Annotated in this window: 13 protein-coding genes; 7 read left to right on the top strand and 6 right to left on the bottom strand. The window is 66.5% G+C overall.

From position 1 onward, the window contains the following. Positions 1–22: 22 nt before the first annotated feature. On the bottom strand, positions 23–1,540 hold the full coding sequence (locus LU699_RS16180; protein WP_232136171.1) for a fumarate hydratase: 1,518 nt from the start codon (positions 1,538–1,540) through the stop codon (positions 23–25). A 148-nt stretch (positions 1,541–1,688) separates the two neighbouring features. Here LU699_RS16180 and LU699_RS16175 point away from each other — a divergent pair, with 148 nt between their 5' ends. The 4 genes from LU699_RS16175 to LU699_RS16160 all read left to right on the top strand — a co-directional run bounded on the left by LU699_RS16175 (position 1,689) and on the right by LU699_RS16160 (position 6,984). Then, positions 1,689–2,333: a trimeric intracellular cation channel family protein gene (locus LU699_RS16175; protein WP_232135798.1), complete on the top strand. Its 645-nt coding sequence runs from the start codon at positions 1,689–1,691 to the stop codon at positions 2,331–2,333. A gap of 42 nt (positions 2,334–2,375) precedes the next feature. Continuing rightward, complete coding sequence (locus LU699_RS16170; protein WP_232135799.1) at positions 2,376–4,250, top strand: ABC transporter ATP-binding protein; 1,875 nt, start codon at positions 2,376–2,378, stop codon at positions 4,248–4,250. A gap of 128 nt (positions 4,251–4,378) precedes the next feature. Then, a complete protein-coding gene (locus LU699_RS16165) occupies positions 4,379–6,055 on the top strand; it encodes an ABC1 kinase family protein (protein ID WP_232135800.1) in 1,677 nt (558 codons plus the stop codon). A gap of 134 nt (positions 6,056–6,189) precedes the next feature. Beyond that, on the top strand, positions 6,190–6,984 hold the full coding sequence (locus tag LU699_RS16160) for a ferredoxin--NADP reductase (RefSeq protein ID WP_232135801.1): 795 nt from the start codon (positions 6,190–6,192) through the stop codon (positions 6,982–6,984). Between the two features lie 252 nt (positions 6,985–7,236). Here LU699_RS16160 and LU699_RS16155 read toward each other — a convergent pair whose 3' ends face one another. Then, on the bottom strand, positions 7,237–7,719 hold the full coding sequence (locus LU699_RS16155; protein WP_232135803.1) for a glutathione peroxidase: 483 nt from the start codon (positions 7,717–7,719) through the stop codon (positions 7,237–7,239). A 199-nt stretch (positions 7,720–7,918) separates the two neighbouring features. Here LU699_RS16155 and LU699_RS16150 point away from each other — a divergent pair, with 199 nt between their 5' ends. Then, positions 7,919–10,117 (top strand): M3 family metallopeptidase, encoded by a 2,199-nt coding sequence (locus tag LU699_RS16150; RefSeq protein WP_232136173.1) that lies wholly within the window; start codon positions 7,919–7,921, stop codon positions 10,115–10,117. A gap of 125 nt (positions 10,118–10,242) precedes the next feature. Beyond that, the gene (locus LU699_RS16145) at positions 10,243–11,079 is read left to right on the top strand and encodes an NAD-dependent protein deacetylase (protein ID WP_232135804.1); all 837 of its coding nucleotides are present in this window, start codon (positions 10,243–10,245) and stop codon (positions 11,077–11,079) included. Position 11,080: 1 nt separating this feature from the next. Here the strand turns inward: LU699_RS16145 and LU699_RS16140 are convergent, their stop codons facing one another. The 3 genes from LU699_RS16140 to LU699_RS16130 all read right to left on the bottom strand — a co-directional run bounded on the left by LU699_RS16140 (position 11,081) and on the right by LU699_RS16130 (position 12,794). Then, positions 11,081–11,914, bottom strand: a complete 834-nt coding sequence (locus LU699_RS16140; protein ID WP_232135805.1) for an RsiV family protein — start codon at positions 11,912–11,914, stop codon at positions 11,081–11,083. Between the two features lie 143 nt (positions 11,915–12,057). After that, entirely contained in the window at positions 12,058–12,267 is a 210-nt protein-coding gene (locus tag LU699_RS16135) for a cold-shock protein (protein ID WP_101927090.1), read from the bottom strand. Positions 12,268–12,506: 239 nt separating this feature from the next. Next, positions 12,507–12,794, bottom strand: a complete 288-nt coding sequence (locus LU699_RS16130) for a GNAT family N-acetyltransferase (RefSeq protein ID WP_232135806.1) — start codon at positions 12,792–12,794, stop codon at positions 12,507–12,509. Positions 12,795–13,020: 226 nt separating this feature from the next. Here LU699_RS16130 and LU699_RS16125 point away from each other — a divergent pair, with 226 nt between their 5' ends. Continuing rightward, positions 13,021–13,191 carry a hypothetical protein gene (locus LU699_RS16125; RefSeq protein ID WP_232135807.1) on the top strand — a complete coding sequence of 57 codons (171 nt, stop codon included), beginning with the start codon at positions 13,021–13,023 and terminating at the stop codon, positions 13,189–13,191. A 51-nt stretch (positions 13,192–13,242) separates the two neighbouring features. Here LU699_RS16125 and LU699_RS16120 read toward each other — a convergent pair whose 3' ends face one another. Further along, on the bottom strand, positions 13,243–14,268 hold the full coding sequence (locus tag LU699_RS16120; protein WP_232135808.1) for a hypothetical protein: 1,026 nt from the start codon (positions 14,266–14,268) through the stop codon (positions 13,243–13,245). Positions 14,269–14,307: the final 39 nt, after the last annotated feature.

Below are 14,307 nucleotides of genomic sequence, written 5' to 3'. Positions count from 1 at the left end.
TGTGGCCGGCGGTGCGCATGGATCAGGCGATCTCGACCACCGGAATGCCGCCGATGCGTGCCTTCCACTCTTTTGGACCGGTCTCGTGCACCGAGGTGCCGGCCGAATCGACAGCGACGGTCACCGGCATGTCCTGCACTTCGAACTCGTAGATCGCTTCCATGCCGAGGTCTTCAAATGCGAGCACCTTCGCCGCCTTGATCGCCTTCGACACCAGATACGCGGAGCCGCCGACCGCCATCAGGTACACCGACTGGTGCTTCTTGATCGCCTCGATCGCGGTCGGGCCACGCTCGGCCTTGCCGACCATGCCCAGCAGACCGGTCTGTTCGAGGATCTGGTCGGTGAACTTGTCCATGCGCGTCGCGGTGGTCGGGCCCGCGGGACCGACAACTTCATCGCGCACCGGATCGACCGGGCCGACGTAATAGATGAAGCGGCCCTTGAGATCGACCGGCAGCGTCTCGCCGCGGTTGAGCATCTCGACCATGCGCTTGTGCGCGGCGTCGCGGCCGGTCAGCAGCTTGCCGTTGAGCAGCAGCACCTCGCCCGGCTTGAAGGTCGTGACCTCTTCCGGGGTGATCGTGTCGAGATCGACGCGGCGCGCGCCGGTCGGGTTGTAGGTCAGCTCCGGCCAGTCGGCGAGCGACGGCGGATCGAGTATCACCGGGCCGCTGCCGTCGAGGGTGAAGTGCGCATGGCGCGTGGCCGCGCAGTTCGGGATCAGCGCAACCGGCAGGTTGGCTGCGTGGGTCGGGAAATCCTTGACCTTGATGTCGAGCACCGTGGTCAGGCCGCCCAAGCCCTGCGCGCCGATGCCGAGCGCGTTGACCTTGTCGTAGAGCTCCAGCCGCAGTTCTTCGGCGCGATTCGACGCGCCACGGGCCTGCAGCTCGACGATGTCGATCGGCTCCATCAGCGCTTCCTTGGCCAGCAGCATCGCCTTCTCGGCAGTGCCGCCAATGCCGATGCCGAGCATGCCCGGCGGACACCAGCCAGCGCCCATCGTCGGCACGGTCTTGAGCACCCAGTCGACGATCGAGTCGGACGGATTGAGCATCGCGAACTTCGACTTCGCTTCCGAACCGCCGCCCTTGGCCGCAACGATCACGTCGACGGTGTTGCCCGGCACGATCTTGACGTTGACCACGCCCGGCGTGTTGTCCTTGGTGTTGATGCGCTTGCCGGCGGGATCGGCCAACACGGAGGCGCGCAGCTTGTTGTCCGGATGGTTGTACGCGCGGCGCACGCCTTCGTGGACCATGTCCTCGACGCCCATCGTCGCGTCGTCCCAGCGCACCGACATGCCGACTTCGAGGAACACGGTGACGATGCCGGTGTCCTGGCAGATCGGCCGGTGGCCCTCGGCGCACATACGCGAATTGATCAGGATCTGCGCGATCGCGTCCTTCGCGGCCGGTGACGCCTCGCGCTCGTAGGCGGCGGCGAGGTTCTTGATGTAGTCGACCGGGTGGTAGTAGCTGATGTACTGCAGGGCGTCGGCGACGGACTGGATGAAATCGTCCTGGCGGATCGACACGGGTGTCGACGACACCGGAGATGCGGAATGGCTGGCGGTCACGGCTGGCTCGAAGGCTGGCGGAAAACCTGCCCATTCTAGGCCATCGGCCCGCGAGCACGCCCCGACCGGGGCTGCAGGCTCAGCGCGCGCCGCGCACACTGTGCGCATGGACATCCTCGTACTCGTGCTGGATCTGGTCGGCACCTTCGTCTTCGCCCTCAGTGGCGCGATGCTCGGCGTGCGCCGCCGCCTGGATCTGTTCGGCGTGCTGGTGCTGGCGTTCGCCGCCGCGACCGCCGGCGGCATGACCCGCGACGTGCTGATCGGTGCGACGCCGGTCGCCGCGCTGAGCGACTGGCGCTATCCGGCGGTCACACTGGCCGCCGGCCTGATCACCTTCGTCTGGGCGCCGCTGATCGAACGGCTGCAGCAGCCGGTGCGGATGTTCGATGCGATGGGTCTGGCGCTGTTCGCGGTCGTCGGCGCGCAGAAGGCGCTCGATTTCGGCATCGCCCCGCCGATGGCCGCCGCGCTGGGCATGTTGACCGGCATCGGTGGCGGCATCGCCCGCGACGTGCTGATGGCGCAGGTGCCGCTGGTGCTGCGCGCCGAACTCTATGCGGTCGCGGCGCTGGCCGGCGCGGCCGTGGTCGCCATCGGACACTGGCTGCACTGGCCGCCCGCGCCCTGCGCGATCGCGGGCGCCCTGCTGTGTTTCGGCCTGCGGATGATGGCGCTGCGCTTCGGCTGGCAACTGCCGGTCGCGCTGCAGTCCGGCGGTGAAGGCGAACCGCCCGACGCGATGCGCTGACCGTCGCAGCGGCCTGCCCCGCGCGCGCATACGATATCGCCCATGTCGACACCCACCCCCAGGCGCGCCGCCGCGAGCGCGCAACGCCCCAGCCTGCGCGAACGCTTCGATGCGATGCGCAATCTGCGGCCATTCCTGAAACTGATCTGGCAGACCAGCCCCGGCCTGACGCTGACCAGCCTGGGCCTGCGCCTGATCCGCGCGTTCCTGCCGGTTGTGATGCTCTACATCGGCAAGCTGATCATCGACGAGGCGATCCGCCTCGTCGGCGCGGGCGTGGCCTTCGACGATCTCGCCACCGCCTGGCACGGCGGCGCGCTGGATCATCTCGCCTGGCTGCTCGCGCTGGAATTCGCCCTGGCGATCGGCTCCGACCTGCTCGGGCGCATGGTCAGCTACGCCGACAATCTGCTGTCGGAGCTGTTCACCAACGCGACCAGCGTGCGCCTGATGGAGCATGCGGCGACGCTCGATCTCGAAGACTTCGAAGATCCCGAGCTGCAGGACAAGCTCGACCGCGCGCGCCGGCAGACGATGGGCCGCATGAACCTGATGGGCCAGTTGTTCGGCCAGGTGCAGGACGCGATCACCGTGGTGAGTTTCGCGATCGGCCTGATGGTCTACGCGCCGTGGCTGATCCTGCTGCTGGCGATCGCACTGATCCCGGCCTTCATCGGCGAATCGCACTTCAACGCGCTCGGCTACACGCTCAACTTCCAGTGGACGCCCGAGCGTCGCCAGCTCGAATACGTGCGCCAGACCGGCGCGAGTCTGGAGACCGCGAAAGAGGTCAAGATCTTCGGCCTGCACCGGTTCCTGATCGACCGTTACCGCACGCTCGCCGACGGCTTCTTCCTGGCCAACCGCTCGCTGGCGAGACGCCGCGCGATCTGGGGCACGCTGCTGGCCGCGCTCGGCACGCTGGGTTACTACGTCGCTTACGCCTACATCGCCTGGCGCACGGTGCGCGGCGATTTCACGATCGGTGACCTGACCTTCCTCGCCGGCAGCTTCCGCCGCCTGCGCCAGTTGCTGGAAAGCCTGCTGGTCGGCTTCTCGCAGGTCGCCGGGCAAGCGCTGTATCTCGACGACCTGTTCTCGTTCTTCGCGATCGAACCGGAGATCATTTCCCCGGCCGATCCGGTGCCGTTCCCGCAACCGATCCGCGAAGGCTTCGTGTTCGAGAACGTCGGCTTCCGCTATCCCGGCGCCGAACGCTGGGCGGTGCGGCATCTCGACTTCACCCTGCAGGCGGGTGAGGTGCTGGCGCTGGTCGGCGAGAACGGCGCGGGCAAGACCACGCTGGTCAAACTGCTGGCGCGTCTCTACGACCCGGACGAAGGCCGCATCCTGCTCGACGGGCGCGACCTGCGCGACTACGACCTCGATGCGTTGCGTGCCAACACCGGCGTGATCTTCCAGGACTTCGTGCGCTACCACCTGACCGCCGGCGAGAACATCGGCGTCGGTCGTATCGAAGCGATGGGCGACGACGCGCGCATCCAGGACGCCGCGCGCCGTTCGATGGCCGACGAGTTGATCGCCGGTCTGCCGGGTGGCTATGACCAGCTGATCGGCCGGCGTTTCAAGACCGGTGTCGACCTGTCGGGCGGCCAGTGGCAGAAGATCGCGATCGCCCGCGCCTACATGCGCGAGGCACAGGTGATGATCCTCGACGAACCCACCGCGGCGCTGGACGCGCGCAGCGAGTTCGAAGTGTTCCGCCGCTTCAAGGAATTGTCGGAAGACCGCACCGCCGTGCTGATCTCGCACCGCTTCTCCAGCGTGCGCATGGCCGATCGCATCCTCGTGCTCGAACAGGGCCGCATCGAAGCCAGCGGCACGCATGCCGAATTGATGACCCAGGGCGGGCGCTACGCCGAACTGTTCGAACTGCAGGCAGCGGGCTACCGCTGATTCGCCTCTGCTGGCGCGTTGCCGGAAATCCGCCTTCGCGCGCAAGCGTGCGCTCGGAGAATCCGCAGCCGTGAGTCAGCGTTGACGGCCGCTTGCGTACGCTGCCGGTGACCAATGGAGTGCACCGAATGACCGACACCAGCCGCGCGCTTGCGCGTCATGCGCAGATCCTGCGATTCCTGATGAAGTATCGCAGCGCGGGGGTGTTGTCCGGTTTCGAATTCGATCCGGCCACGGCCGATGCAGCGCTCGAAGGCGAGCCCGGCAAGCCGGAGGCCTTCGTCGACGATCTCGAAGCGCTCGGCCCGACCTTCATCAAGATCGGCCAGGCGCTGTCGACGCGGCCGGACATGGTGCCGCCCGCCTATCTCGCCGCGCTGGAGCGCATGCAGGACGATGTGGCGCCGCTGCCGTTCGACGTGATCCACGACGCGGTCGAGGACGCGCTCGGCGTGCGCATCAGCAAGATCTTCGAAAGCTTCGACGAGACGCCGATCGGCGCCGCGTCGCTGGCGCAGGTGCATCGCGCAACGCTGCGCGACGGACGCAAGGTCGCGGTGAAGGTGCAGCGTCCCGGCATCACCGAACAGATCCGCGACGATCTCGACACCCTCGCCCGCCTCGCCGGCGGCGTGGATCGCGTCACCGAAGTCGGGCGCCGCATCCGTTTCGCCGACTGGGTGCACGAGTTCCGGCGCACGCTGCTGGCCGAGCTCGACTACCGCATCGAAGCGGAGAACCTCGACCGGTTCGACGCGCATTTCGTCGCCTATCCCGCGCTGTTCGTGCCCAAGCCGATCTGGGATCTGACCCGCGCGCGCGTGCTGACGATGGAGCTGGTCGAAGGCACCAAGGTCACCGACATCACCGGCCTGCAGCGCACCGAGCGCGACATGGCCCCGCTGGCGACCGAACTGCTGCACGGCTATCTCGACCAGGTGTTCGTGCACGGCGAGATCCACGCCGATCCGCATCCGGGCAATCTGCTGTTCACCCGCGACGGGCGCCTGGCGCTGCTCGACCTGGGCATGGTGGCGCACGTGCCGCCGCGCACCCGCGAGCGCCTGCTAAAACTGCTGTTCGCGGCCGTCGACGGCCGCGGCGAACAGGTCGCCGCCGAAGGCATCGCGATGGGCACGCGGCTGGAGGATTTTGACGAGGCGCGCTACTACCGTGATGTCGGCCAGCTGGTCGCGCGCTACGCCGCGCAGTCCGGCGCGACGGGCCAGACCGAGGGCCGCTTGATGCTCGACCTCGTGCGTCTGGCGACATCCTGCGGCCTGCGCACGGCGCCGGAGATGAGCCTGCTCGGCAAGACGCTGCTGCATCTCGAATCGGTGGTGCAGGCGCTCGATCCGGATCTCGACATGAAGCGCGTCGTCGAGGACCACCTCAACAACATGATGCGCCAGCGCCTGCGCAAGTCCTTGTCGCCGGCCAATCTCGCCAGCGAGCTGATGGACATGCAGGAGCTGGTGCGCGATGCACCGCGCAAGGTGTCGAACGTGCTGTCGCTGCTGTCGGAGAACCGACTGCGCGTGCGGCTGACCGGGCTCGAAGAATCACACCTGCTCGAAAGCCTGCACAAGATCGCCAACCGCATCGCGGCCGGCATCGTCACTGCGGCGCTGATCCTCGCCTCGGCGATGATGATGGACAACCCGGGCGGCCCGCGGCTGTTCGGCTATCCGGCAATCGCGCTGCTGCTGTTCCTGACCGGCGCCGGACTCGGCATCGCGATCGTGCTCAGCGCGTTGCTCGGCGACAAGCGCGCCAAACCCAACGAGGAGCGAGGGCCGAACTAGGCCCGCCTGGCGGCTAGCACCTGCGCGTGCGGCGCAGGTGGAACGCCATGTCCGGCGCGATCATCGCCGGCAAAATGAGAACCGGTCTCATCGCTGGTATCATGCCCGGCTTTCCCGCGTCGCTTCTTTCGCATATGTCAGCCGCCTTTGGCACCGAAACGGTGCTGGATGTCCGTCACTGGACGGACGCCTACTTCAGCTTCACCACCACCCGCGACGATGGCTTTCGCTTCGAGAACGGCCAGTTCGTGATGATCGGGCTGGAAACGGAAGGCAAGCCGATCCTGCGCGCGTATTCGATCGCCAGCGCGAACTGGGAAGAGCAGCTGGAGTTCTTCAGCATCAAGGTCGACAACGGCCCGCTGACCTCGCGCTTGCAGCACATCCAGCCGGGCGACAAGGTGCTGATCGGCCGCAAGCCGACCGGCACCCTGCTGATCCACGATCTGCATCCGGGCCGGAACCTGTATCTGCTGGGGACCGGCACCGGCTTTGCGCCGTGGCTGTCGGTGATCAAGGATCCCGAGACCTACGAGCGCTTCGACAAGGTCATCGTGACCCACGGCGTGCGCACCCCGCAGGACCTCGCCTACCGCGACTACATCGTCAACGAACTGCCGCACCACGAGTTTCTCGGCGAGCAGATGGCGAAGCAGCTGCTGTACTACCCGGCGGTCACCCGTGAGGACTTCGACTTCAACGGCCGCAGCCACCGCGGCCGTCTAACCGAGCTCCTCGACAGCGGCCGCATGGCCGCCGATCTCGGCCTGCCGCCGCTCGACCCCGAACACGACCGCGCGATGATCTGCGGCAGCCCGCAGATGCTCTCCGACTTCCGCCAGCTGCTCGACGCCCGCGGCTTCGAAGCCGCCCCGCGTATCGGCACACCCGGCCAGTACGTCTTCGAGCGCGCGTTCGTCGAGAAGTGATCCGGTAAGCCATCGCAGCTTAAGCTCGCGACGACTCTGAACACCTCTCCCTCCGGGAGAGGTCGACGCGCGAAGCGCGTCGGGTGAGGGCCGGATTCAAAACGCCTTCAAAAGCGCCCTCATCCGCCCTTCGGGCACCTTCCCCCGGAGGGGGAAGGAACAAAAGCAGCTCTCGACGGGCTGGTGGCCCTCACGACGACTTTCACCGCCGGCGATGGGATTCGCTGAAACTCCACCCATCCCACGAACCGCTCACCCCAGTGCCGCCTCGATCGGCCTGCGCAGACTCTCCGGCTTGGCCGACGGCGCGAACCGGTCGATGACCTGCCCGTCGCGGCCCACCAGGAACTTGGTGAAATTCCACTTGATCGCGCGTGTGCCGAGCACGCCGCGCTTTTGTGCCTGCAGCCACGTCCACAGCGGATGCGCGTCCTCGCCGTTGACGTCGATCTTGGTCGACATCGGAAAATCGACCGCGTAGTTGAGCGCGCAGAAATCGCGGATGTCGGCCGCCGCGCCCGGTTCCTGGTGCCCGAACTGGTCGCAGGGAAAACCCAGCACCACCAGGCCCTGGTCGCGGTAATCGCGCCACAGCTGCTGCAGACCGGTGTACTGCGGGGTGAAACCGCACTTCGACGCGACGTTGACGATCAGCAGCACGCGGTCGGCGTAATCGGACAGCGGCTGCGGCGAACCGTCGAGGCTGGTGGCCTGGAAATCGAATGCGCTGGTCATCGCGGCTCCGGCATGGAAAACGGATCGCCAGTCTGACCGACCGCTTCGCGTCGCGCGACACATCCTTCGCAATGCGGCGCAGGTTGCGCGCGTAAGCCCTTGTCGCGCGGTGGAATCCCGCGTCCGGACTTCCGGCATGGGCCACGTCCACACCCGATCGGCTAGCCTAGTGGGTCATGTCACCGGGAGAATCCCCTTGCTGAAGCACCCGCTCGCCGTCGCCCTGTGCGCGGCCCTCGCCGTGTCCGCCCTGCCCGTCTTCGCGCAGTCCACCGGCACCGCCACGCCTGCCACGCCCGCCGCGAGCGCCCAGCGCACCGCCGACAATCCGCTGTTCGTCGAGAGCACGCTCGATCTGCGCTACCCGCACTTCGACCAGATCAAGGACGAGCACTTCGGTCCCGCGTTCGACGCCGGCATGGCCGAGAACCTGCGCGAGATCGAAGCGATCGCCAACAATCCGGAAGCGCCGACGTTCGACAACACGATCATCGCGCTGGAGAAGTCCGGTGAAGTGCTGTCGCGCGCCCGCGGCATCTTCGGCAGCCTCAACGGCACCGACACCAACGATGCACGCAAGAAGATCGACGCCGATTACGCGCCGAAGTTCGCAGCGCACCGCGATGCGGTGATGCTCAACCCGAAGCTGTTCGCACGCGTCGATACGCTGTTCAAGAACGTTGACTCGCTGAGCCTCGACGCCGAAGGCAAGCGCCTCGTCGAGCGGTATCACACGATGTTCGTCCGCGCCGGTGCCAACCTCACCGAAGCGCAGAAGCAGGAGATGCGCCGCATCAATGCCGAGTCGGCGAAGCTCGGCACGACCTTCAGCCAGAACGTGCTCAACGAAGTCAACGATTCGGCCGTCGTCGTCGACACCGTCGAGGAACTCGACGGCATGAGCGAGGCGCAGATCGCCGCTGCAGCCGACGAAGCGAAGACCCGCGGCCTCGAAGGCAAGTACGTCATCACCCTGCTCAACACCACCGGCCAGCCGCCGCTGCCGCAGATCAACAACCGCGAACTGCGCGAGCGCGTGCACAAGGCGTCGGTCGCGCGCGGCAGCCGCGGTAACCAGTACGACAACACCGAGGTCATCTCGCAGATCCTCAAGCTGCGCGCCGAACGCGCGAACCTGATGGGCTATCCGAACCAGGCCGCCTTCATCCTCGAGGATTCGACCGCCGGCACCGTCGAGGCCGTCAACGACATGCTGGGCCAGCTGGCACCGGCCGCCGTCGCGAATGCCAAGATCGAAGCCGCCGAACTGCAGGCGATGATCGACCGCGAACAGGCCGCCAAGGGCGAGCCGACGTTCCAGCTCGAGCCGTGGGACTGGGCCTACTACTCGGAGAAGGTCCGCCAGGACAAGTACAGCTTCGACGACGCGCAGCTCAAGCCCTACTTCGAGATGAAGAACGTGCTGGAAAACGGCGTGTTCTTCGCCGCGACCAAGCTCTACGGCATCACTATGAAGGAGCGCACGGACCTGCCGAAGTACCACCCCGACACCTGGACCTATGACGTCTTCAACGAAGACGGCACCCAGCTCGCGATCTTCATCTTCGACCCCTATGCGCGTGCGTCGAAGCGCGGCGGTGCATGGATGAACTCGTACGTGTCGCAGTCGGAACTCGAAGGCACGCTGACCGTCACCGCGAACCACCAGAACATCCCGAAGCCGCAGGCCGGCCAGCCGACGCTGCTGACCTGGGACGAAGTGACGACGATGTTCCACGAGTTCGGCCACTCGCTGCACGGCATGTTCTCGGACGTGAAGTACCCGTTCTTCAGCGGTACCAGCGTGCCGCGCGACTTCGTCGAGTTCCCGTCGCAGGTCAACGAGATGTGGGCCGACTGGCCGGAAATCCTCGCCAACTACGCCAAGCACTACCAGACCGGCGCGCCGATGCCGGCCGAACTGCTGGCCAAGGTGCAGGCCGCGGCGAAGTTCAACCAGGGCTTCGCGACGACCGAGTACCTGGGTTCGGCGATGCTCGACCAGTACCTGCACCAGTTGCCGGCCGACCAGCTGCCCGACGGTTCGCAGGTCATGGCGACCGAAGCCGCCGCGCTCAAGGCCGCCGGCATCGACTACGCGCCGGTGCCGCCGCGTTACCGCACGCCGTACTTCAGCCACATCAACGGCGGCTACGCGGCCGGCTACTACGCCTACATCTGGTCGGAAGTGCTGGACGCGAACACCGTCCAGTGGATCGAGCAGAACGGCGGCCTGACCCGCGAGAACGGCGACCGCTTCCGCAGCACGCTGTTGTCGCGCGGCGGCAGCAAGGATGCCAAGCAGCTGTTTCTCGACTTCACCGGCCACGAGCCGCAGATCGAACCGCTGCTGATCAAGCGTGGTCTCGCGCCGGATCCGAAGGCCGCGGCGAACTGATCCTTCCCCGCACCGTGTGACCCGAAACGCCCGGCCTCGTGCCGGGCGTTTCGTTTTGGCGTCTTCGGACGCGCGCACTCCACAGCACACACGTCCGCCGCACACCCGGCCTGTAGCATGGCCGCATGTCCGCGATCGTCCTCGATACACCCGATGCCACCACGCAGTTGCGCGACTGGCTGGCCGGCTTCCAGCGTGTGTTCGTGCTCACCGGCGCGGGCATCAGTACCGGCTCCGGCATTCCCGATTACCGCGACGCCAACGGCGACTGGAAACGCGCCGCGCCGGTGACCTGGCAGGCCTTCACTGGCGATCCTGCCGTGTACCGCCGCTACTGGGCACGGAGTTTCGTCGGCTGGCCCAAGTTCTCGGTCGCGCAGCCGAACGCTGCGCACCGCGCGCTGGCGATGCTCGAACACGATGGGCCGGTCACCACGCTGTTGACCCAAAACGTGGACGGCTTGCATCAGCGCGCCGGCAGCCAGCGCGTCATCGATCTGCACGGGCGGCTCGACCAGGTGACCTGCCTGTCCTGCGGCCACCTCACGCCACGCGACGTCCTGCAGCCAAGGCTCGTCGCCGACAATCCGCACTGGCATCCCGGCGACGCGGCGATGGCGCCTGACGGCGATGCCGACATCGCGGCCGAGGCCGAGAAGATCTTCGTGCCACCGCATTGCCTGCTGTGCGGCGGCATGCTGAAACCGGACGTCGTGTTCTTCGGCGAGAACGTGCCGCGCGCCCGCGTGCAGGATGCACAGGCGGCATTGGGCGCGAGCGACGCGATGCTCGTCGTCGGCTCGTCGCTGATGGTCTATTCGGGATTCCGCTTCGCCAAGATGGCGGCCGATGCCGGCCTGCCACTGGCGATCCTCAACGGTGGTACGACGCGCGCCGACGCCCTCGCGACGCTACGGCTGGACGCGGAGATCGGCGCGACGCTGGGCGCGCTCGCGCCCTAACTCAGGCCTGGACGAACAGGTCGCGGTAGGCCGGCGCTACATGCGGCAACAGCACGGCGGCCGGCACATCGACCGTCTGCACACCGTCCGAGTACGGCCCGACCTGATAGGGCGGGAACACGAAACGCAGGCCCGACAGCTTGCCGCCGGGGCCAGGAATCGGCTCGAACTGCTGGTAATTGGCGACGTCCGGACCCGAGCCCTCGTCGATCATCTTGCCGGCCGAGCGCATCTGACGGCTGCGCTCTTCGGGCTCGAGTTCGTCGGCGTCGATCCGCTGCGACAGCGCGGCATGCAACTGCTCGCGCACGTAGCCGGAAATCGCCTTCCAGTCGCCTTCACCGGCCAGCAGCGCCTCGGCGGTCAGCAGCTTCTGCTCGCGCACCAGCCAGATGAAGCGCTCGATCAGCGGATTGTCGTGCGCACCGCCGGTGTAGCTGCTGCCATCGGCCGCGATCGCCAGCATGTCCGGCGAGTCGACCAGGGTGCTGAAGTTGAGCGACAGGTCGTACATCGTGCCCGGCTGCAGTTCAGCGCCGCCAACCGCTTCCATCAGCTCGTCGCGCGCGGCCTGCGCGTAGCGGTGCAATTCCGCCGCGAGTCCGGGGTACTTGTTGGCCTCGGGCGAATAGCTGATGCCGACGATGAACTTCGGGTCCATCTCGACGACGTCCTTCAACTCGGACGGCGTTTCTTCCAGCGGCTGCACGGCCTCGGCAGGCGGCGGCGTGTCCCCGGCCGCGGACTGCGCGGGCGCCGGCACGTCGCGTTGGCACGCGGACAGGGCCAGAGCGAGCAGTGGCAGGCAATACAGGGACCGGATCGGTGCGGACATCGTCGCTCCAGAGGACGTGGCGAAACGGAAAACTAACGGGTGCGCTGTGCGACTGTCGTGACGGCATGCGCCTGCGGATCGCACATACGAAAAGCCCCGGACGTTTCCGTCCGGGGCCAGGTCTCTCGCGCAAGCGCAGAGACTTACTCGGGCTGCACTTCGTCAGCCTGCAGGCCCTTCTGGCCCTGGACGACCTTGAAGGTCACCTTCTGGCCTTCCTGCAGCGACTTGAAGCCGGTGCCCTGGATCGAACGGAAATGGACGAACAGGTCCTGGCCGCTTTCCGGGGTGATGAAGCCGAAGCCCTTGGCATCATTGAACCACTTGACGGTGCCGCTCTGACGATCGCTCATGGTGTTACTCCTTGAATCAGTGTTTATTGGGAACACGACACCCGCCAACGCTGTGGTCCGGATGCCGCGACTGTCGAGCAAGGGGTAACGCGAAGCGATGGAGCGGATCGTCCCGACCGGCGAACCGGGCGTCAACATGGATCTACCGCATCGGAGTCACGATGTACCGTGATCCCGCCTTGAACAGTTCGCGCACGATACCGCAATTGAAAAAGAAAAGGTGAATGCGGGAATGGCCTTTAGTGGCCCCCTTTTTCGCCTGTCCCGGCGTCCTCTTTGGCGGCCAGATGACGGGTCGCATACCAGCACTCCGAGGCGACTTTCAGGCCGGCATGGGCCGCATGTTTGACGGCGGCATCGACCAGCGCGGCGCCATATCCGCGTCCACCCAGCGCGCTCGGCACGAGGGTGTGGAGAATGGTGAGCACGCCCTGTTTTTCGCGATATTCGAGATGCGCGACGTGGCCGTCGACGTTGATCTCGAACAGGTGACGGACCGCGTCCAGACGGATCGGTGGATTCGACATGGGTCGATATTCCTACTTCAGGATCGGAAATTTCCGACCCCATGCTGACACGTTGGGCGCAGGCCGAACGCGCAGACCTGCGCGGCGGGCATGACGCGGCGCGTCACGGCTTTGCGCCGAACACGTCAGTCCGGGTGACGCCAACGGTCAGACCGGAGGACGCGTGGTGTCGGTGGAGTTGGCACGGGACGTGCTGCTTCGCAGGCAGACAGGGGAACGCGCAGCCATGGACACACGACGTACCGATTTGCGGGAAGCCATCGAACGGCTGTACGAAATGACCACGCTCGAGCAGACCGACTCCAGCGAGTTCGAGCAGCTGGACCATTTCATCCAGCAGCGTCTGCTGGACACTTACGCGGACGTCCCTGACGTCGCCTTGCGCGTCGTGGCCTGAGCCACACGCAGTCCGAGCGCGCCCCCGTTCCGGAGCGCGCGCCCTGCCCGATCAATCGTTGCGGTGGTCGCGCTTGCCCTGGTTGCGGCGGTCGCGCGTGCTGATGCTGCCGTTGATCGATGCCTGACGGGTCTCGGCTTCGTGCAGCGCCAGCGCCTTCGAACGCGCCTGCGGTGACTGGTAGCCGGGGGCGTCGACGGCGGCGCCTTCGTTGCCGATGGTTTCCCAGTGCTTGCTGGCCTTGGCCTCGGCTTCGTGCTGTTCGAGCAGCTTGCGGGTGTTCTCGAGCGCCTGTTCCGGCGTGATGCCGCGCTTGGCGCGACCGCTGGGCTTTCTGGTCTTTTCTGCAGGCGCTTTGACCTTCGCCGCCTTCGCCGCAGTGCGACCCGTGGGCTTCGCCGCTGCCGCCGGCTTTACCGGTTTCGCAGTCGCCGACGTTTTTCCAGCAGACTTCTTCGCAGCCGGCTTCTTCGCAGCTGGCTTCTTGGCAGCCTTCGGAGAGGCCGCTGCTGCAGTGGCCTTGCCCGACACCTTCTTCGCTGTCTTCGTAGCGGCGGCCTTCTTCGCGACCTTTTTCGTGGCCTTCGCTGCGGACGCAGGCGTTGCGGCCTTCTTCGCAGCCGTCGCCTTCTTCGCGGGCTTCGCGAGCTTCGTGGGTGCCGACTTCGTGGCCTTCTTCGTGGTCTTGCCGGTGGCCTTCGCGGCCTTTGCAGGTGCGCGCTTCGGCGCGGCCGTCTTCGCCGGCTTGGACTTCGCGGCGGTCTTCGCGGCCTTGGCGGCGTCGCGCTGACGGGTTTCGAGACGCGACAGGATGTCGGCCAGCAATTCGGCCTTTTCACCCGTACGTGCATTGGCCAGACCGGTGCGGCCCGACTTGCTGCCGCTGGTCTTGCGCGACGCGAGGCGCTGACGCTTCTCCAGATCACGCGCGCGATCGCGCGCCGTGCGTGCACGTGAGACCAGCTGCGTCAGACGCGCGTCGCTGTGATCGCGCAAGGCATTCGCACGACTGTCGTCGTAGAGGCCCATTTCCGTCTTGTTGAGCAGGGCGGTGGCTTTCGCTCGCGTAACTGCCATAAGTCGCACTCCGTGGTTGGACGTGCGGCCAGAATTATC

The organism is Luteimonas fraxinea, assembly GCF_021233355.1.
GTDB lineage: Bacteria > Pseudomonadota > Gammaproteobacteria > Xanthomonadales > Xanthomonadaceae > Luteimonas > Luteimonas fraxinea.
This window is presented reverse-complemented; position numbering and strand designations above follow the sequence as displayed.